Origin of the sequence: uncultured Microbacterium sp. (assembly GCF_913776565.1) — a bacterium.
Lineage (GTDB): Bacteria > Actinomycetota > Actinomycetes > Actinomycetales > Microbacteriaceae > Microbacterium.
The window spans coordinates 1-5,332 of record NZ_CAJYPF010000001.1; the positions used below are offsets into that span (position 1 = coordinate 1).

Consider the following 5,332-nt stretch of genomic DNA (forward strand, 5'->3'; position numbering starts at 1 on the left):
GCGTCGATCTCGGTGTTGTAGTCGTTGATGAACAGCTTCACGGGGCGGTCGGTGCCCGGCGCCGCGTACTCGCGGTTGAACGCCTCGTCGGCGTTCTGGAACGCCAGGCGGATGAACTCCTCTCCGAGCACCTGGTACCAGCGGCTGGTGCGCAGACCGTCGGGCGTCGCCTGGTCCGAGATGACCTCGTTCACCACGTCCCAGGCCACGAGCGGATTGGTGTCCGACCCGAACGGGCCGTAGTCGTCCGAGATGGATGCCGCGACGTCGAAGATGTGCGTGCGCAGCCGGTCGCGCAGTAGCTGCTTGTCGGCCTCCGAGGTTCCCAGCTCGCGCCCGGTGCCGTCCTGGAAGAACCAGTCCGGGGTCTGCGAGTGCCAGACCAGGACGTGGCCGTACAGGCGCAGGTCGTTCGTCTGCGCGTAATCGAGCAGGGCGGTGGCCTCGCCGTTGCGGGCGAACTGGTCGGGGCCGGTGTACCAGGCCTCGACCTTCATCGCGTTCTCGGGGCTGATCTGGCCGAAGTGGTGTCGCAGCAGATCCGAGGCCGCTCCGCTGGTCTCGCGCGAGTCGATCGCCACACCGAGGGGGAAGTCGACGGTGTCCCTGACGGGCGTCAGGCTCGTGTCGACCTGCGTCGCCTCGGGAACCGTGACCCGCACCTGGTCGACGAGGAACGTCGAGGTGTTGCCGCTGTTGTAGCGGGACTCGACGTAGATCTCCGCCGCCGAGTCGTACGCCGGAACGGTGAACTCCCCGCGGACGGTGGTCCATCCGCTGGCCGAGGCGTTCTCGATCTGCAGCAGGTTGGCGAAGTTCTGCGCGCCCTGAGAGACGGTGCGGGCGGACAGGGTGAGCCCCTGCCCGGTCGGGCTGCCCGGTGCGAAGCGCACCGCGAGGCTCACGGCATAGGTGCGCCCGGGCTGAAGGATTCCGGTGACGTCGTACTGGATGCCGTCGCCCTCGTGCGTGCGCTGATCGACCTGCGCGGCGGATGCCGTGTCGTCGGCGCCGCCGTCGACGATCGACACCCGCGGTGCCGAGGTGTCCGACCCGGCGCGCGGGCCCCATCCGCCGAGGTCGCCGGAGTCGAAGTCCGAGGCGAGCAGCACGGCGCCGGGCTGCGGATCGCCGCCGGCGGCCGACGTCGCGCCGACGGGGAGCGAGAAGGTCCACCCCTCGGCGAGATGCTCGGTCACCACCGTGCGCACCGCCGCGAGGGAGCCCGAGCGGTCGCCGCCGCCGTCGTGCACCAGCACGGTCTGACCGGGCTTCATGGCAGCGCGCAGGTCGGCGGTCAGGGTGGGGACGTCCTGCGTCTGCCAGTCGTCGATCGTGTTGACTACCGCGAGAGGCTGCATTCCGAGAGAGACGGCCGCCGCGGGGGTGTTGCCCCACGATCCGTTCGGGGCGCGGAAGAACGGCACGGGGTGGTCGTCGTCGCCGAGCGCCGTCCGGATGAGGGTGAGGTTCTCGGCCATGCGCGCGGCGGCCTGCGCCGTGGTGAGCGAGCCCATGTCGTCGTACGTCGTCGAGTGGTTGCACAGCACGTGCCCCTCGGCGACGATCCGCCGCAGCAGGTCGGCGCCGCCGGGTGCCGTGATGTTCTGTCCGATGACGCAGAACACCGCGCGGATGTCGTTCTCGGCGAGGTAGTCGAGCAGGGCGGGCGTGGTGTCGGGGTTGGGGCCGTCGTCGAAGGTCAGCGCCGCGACCTCGCCCTCGCCCTGCGCGGCCACGACCGGCGTGGGGGAGGGGTCGACGGCCCCACCGGGCGCCACGTCCGGGGGTGTGGCGCCTTCGCCCGCGCCGTCGGTGGTGACGACGATGTCGTCGACGTAGTACGAGTAACGGGGCGTCCCGGGGATGTCGGAGGTCCCGATGTAGGCCTGCAGAGTGGACGCGTCCCCGGCGGGCGCCGTGAAGGTGCCGCTGATCGTGGTCCATCCGGCCGCCGTGACGGCGGTGTTGCCGATCCACGTGTACGCCGGCTTCATCACGAGGCGCGCACTCGTGTCGGGGGTGCCCGCAGCGAGACGGAGCCGCAGCGAGAAGGTGTAGGTCTCGCCGCTTTCATAGATCCCGGTCGGACTCTGGATGCCGACGTAGTCGGCGTCGCGGTCGCTCACGCGCAGCACGGTGTCGCCGTCGAGCTCGACGATGCTGAGCGTGGCGTCGGTTCCGCCGCTGCGGGTCCAGTCTCCCGTCGTGCCGTCGGTGAAGTCGACGGAGCTGACGGTGGTCGGGGCGGCGTTCGCGGGTGCCGCGGCGCCGCCGAAGATGAGGGCTCCCGCGGTCGCGAGGGAAGCCAGGGTGAATAGGCGTCGTGGCACGAGCGCTCCTTTGCGCGGATAGGTTGTGGCACACAACTTATGTCGCGCGGAGAGGCTCGCGGACCACGTCGTTACGTAAACGCGACGAAACTTCCGCGAAAGTTCGAACGGCGCCGGTCAGCCCTTGCGCGGGGGCGCGGTGCTGCCGCGGACGACGAGGTGCGTGGCGAGATCCACGCGCGCGACACCGCCCTCGGCGGTCCGCGCCGTGGGGTCGAGGAGCATACGCGCGGCCTCGACACCCATCCTCCTCAGCGGCTGGTGCACCGTCGTCAGCGCCGGGCTGACCCACCGCGCCGGGGCGATGTCGTCGTATCCCACCACCGACAGGTCCTCGGGCACGCGCAGCCCGCGCTCGCGCGCGGCGTCGTAGACCCCCAGCGCCTGCAGGTCGTTGCCCGCGAAGACGGCCGTCGGGCGATCGGGCAGCGCCAGGATCTCGCGCGCCGCGTCGCGGCCGAAGTCGACGTGGAAGGTGCCGAACCGCACCCACAACGGGTCGACCTCGAGACCGGCCGTCGCCATGGCCGAGCGGTATCCGTCCAGCCGGGCGAACGAGCACAGCATGTCGCTCGGGCCCGTGATGGCCGCGATCCGCCGGTGACCGAGCTCGAGCAGGTGCCGCGTCGCCGCCAGCCCTCCCGCCCAGTTGGCGGAACCGACCGAGGGGACGTCGGCCGGCGGGTCGCCCGCCGAGTCCACGACGACGGAGGGGATGCCACGGGCAGCCAATCGCGCGCGTTGGCGCGCCAGGACGGCCGAGGCGACCAGGACGATGCCGGCGGGCCGTCGACGCAGCACGCCCTCGATCCAGTGGTCGCCGAGGGAGTGCACCCCACCGCTCTCGGTGACGACGACCGCGAGCCCGTGCTCTTTGGCGACCTCCTGCACCCCCGTGATGATCTCCATCGACCAACTCGCCTCGAACTCGTGGAACACGAGCTCGATCAGACCGCCCAGCGGCCGTTCCCTCTTGGACCGCCGCACGTACCCGCGCGCGGTCAGCAGTGCCTCGATCCGCCCGCGCGTCGCGGGCGAGATGTCGTCGTGGCCGTTCAGCACCTTCGAGATGGTCGCCACCGAGACCCCGGCCTCGTCGGCGATGTCGCTCAGGCGGACGCGATCAGGGGCATCAGGGCTTCGCACCGCCACAGCTTACGCCCGTTCCGCGAAACTTACGTGAGCTTTCGACCGCCCATCGGTACCCTCATCCCGCGGGGGTCGCGGTGGGCGAGGGCTTCGGACCGTTGCCGTTCCCGTGATTGCCGACGGGTGTCACGTGCCCGGGGGCCTGGTCCGATCGGCCGGGGCCCGACCCGGCGCCCGGGGCGAGGCCCGGACCGGGATTCGCGCTTGCCGCCGGGGACGGCGCGCTCGTGGGTGCCCCGCCGCCGGGCGAACCGCTCTCGGGCGCGACCGGGGCGACGGGCGTGGGGGTCGTCTCGACGGGCGGCGGAGCAGAGGGAGTGGTCGCAGCGGTGTCGTCGGTCGGATCGGCCACCACGTCGACCGGCGCGCTCGGCGCGGGCGGGGTGTCGGCATCCGTCGACGAAACCGGGAGCACGGCCTGGCTGGGGGGCGGATCGGGTGCGGAGCGCTCGGCCAGCGCCGGGGTCGCGCTCGACGTGGGAGCGGGCTGACGATCCGTGGTCGCCCCGCCCGGGGAGCCGAGCGAGAAGGCCAGCACGTGTCCGCCCACGACGACGGCCGCCGCCGCGGCTGCGCCCGCCCACACCCAGCCGCGTCCCCGGGCCGCCCGCTCTCGACGGGCGCGCGAACCGGGAGCCGTAGCGGCTGTCGTCTCGCGGGCCGGCACCGGGGTCGACGCCGCCGACACCACCGCGGGGGCGAACAGCTCATCGAGAGCACGGGTCTCGTCATCCGCCCGCGAGATCGACCCGAGCGCAGCCGGCGCCGGCGCGTCGGGCGCGAGCTCGGCCGCGCGTCGCGCGACATCCGCCGCGCGGGGCCGCGCGTCGGGGTCGGTCGCCGTCATCGCCGTCAGCAGCGACCGCCACTCGTAGCCGAAACCGGCGGGCACCTCGGGCTGGCGGGCGAGACGCGCGAGCACACTCTCCTGCAGCGTCCCCGCGCCGAACGGAGACAGACGCGTCAGCGCCTCGATCGCCAGCAGGCCCAGGGCGTAGACGTCCGATTCGGCGCGAGGCGCCTCGCCACGCACCTGCTCGGGCGCCAGGTAGGCGGCGGTGCCGATCACCGTTCCCGGCGTCGTCAACCGCGTCGCGTCGATCAGGTGGGCGACGCCGAAGTCGGCGAGCACCGCCTCGAAGGGCACCTCGCGCCCACGGACGGGGCGCAGCAGGACGTTCGACGGTTTCACGTCGCGGTGGACGATGCCGGCCTCGTGCACCACCGCCAGAGCCCCGGCCAGGTCCCGCACGAAACCGGCCACCTCGGCGACGGGGATCGGCCCGTCCTCGATGCGCCGACGCAGCGAGGGTCCCTCGATGAGCTCCATGACGAGGTAGACGTGATCTCCCGCGCCCAGCCGCGCGTCGTAGAGCGTGACGAGCGAAGGGTGGTCGAGAGCGGCCAGAGCGCGGGCTTCGGCCATCCGCCGAATGGGCGCCGGATCGTCACCCCCGTCGAGGTGGAAGATCTTGATCGCCACATCGCGAGCGAGCACCTCGTCGCGGGCACGGAAGACGCGGCCCATTCCTCCCGCGCCGATGCGCTCGCGCAGGATGTAGCGCCCACCGAGGATGTCGCCCGCGTGAGGCATCGGAAGGTCGGGGGCGTGGCTCATCGGGTCCTTCGTAAGGAGGCGCCGCGGGGGGCGAGCAGCGAGGGGGGATGCCGTGCGGTCATCCCGTCGAGGGGGACACTATGCCCGAGCGGTGCGCATCGGACGGGGGTGGCGAGCCAGGGTGCCGACGCGCATAATGGGCGCCGGTCCGCGGCTCAGCCGTCTCAGCCGTCGTCGCCCTCGGACGGTGCCCCGCCCGTGTCGCTCGACCACACCGCTCGCGCGCCGCTGT

General features: G+C 72.4%; 3 protein-coding genes. All 3 read right to left on the reverse strand.

Annotated features, from left to right (window positions below; genetic code table 11):
• On the reverse strand, positions 1-2,333 hold a 2,333-nt coding region (locus QZ433_RS00005; protein WP_295779414.1), incomplete at its 3' end, for an endo-1,4-beta-xylanase.
• A 117-nt stretch (positions 2,334-2,450) separates the two neighbouring features.
• Positions 2,451-3,479, reverse strand: coding sequence for a LacI family DNA-binding transcriptional regulator (locus QZ433_RS00010; RefSeq protein ID WP_366761844.1), 1,029 nt, complete (start codon positions 3,477-3,479; stop codon positions 2,451-2,453).
• A 61-nt stretch (positions 3,480-3,540) separates the two neighbouring features.
• Complete coding sequence (locus QZ433_RS00015) at positions 3,541-5,100, reverse strand: serine/threonine-protein kinase (protein WP_295779416.1); 1,560 nt, start codon at positions 5,098-5,100, stop codon at positions 3,541-3,543.
• Positions 5,101-5,332 lie beyond the last annotated feature (232 nt).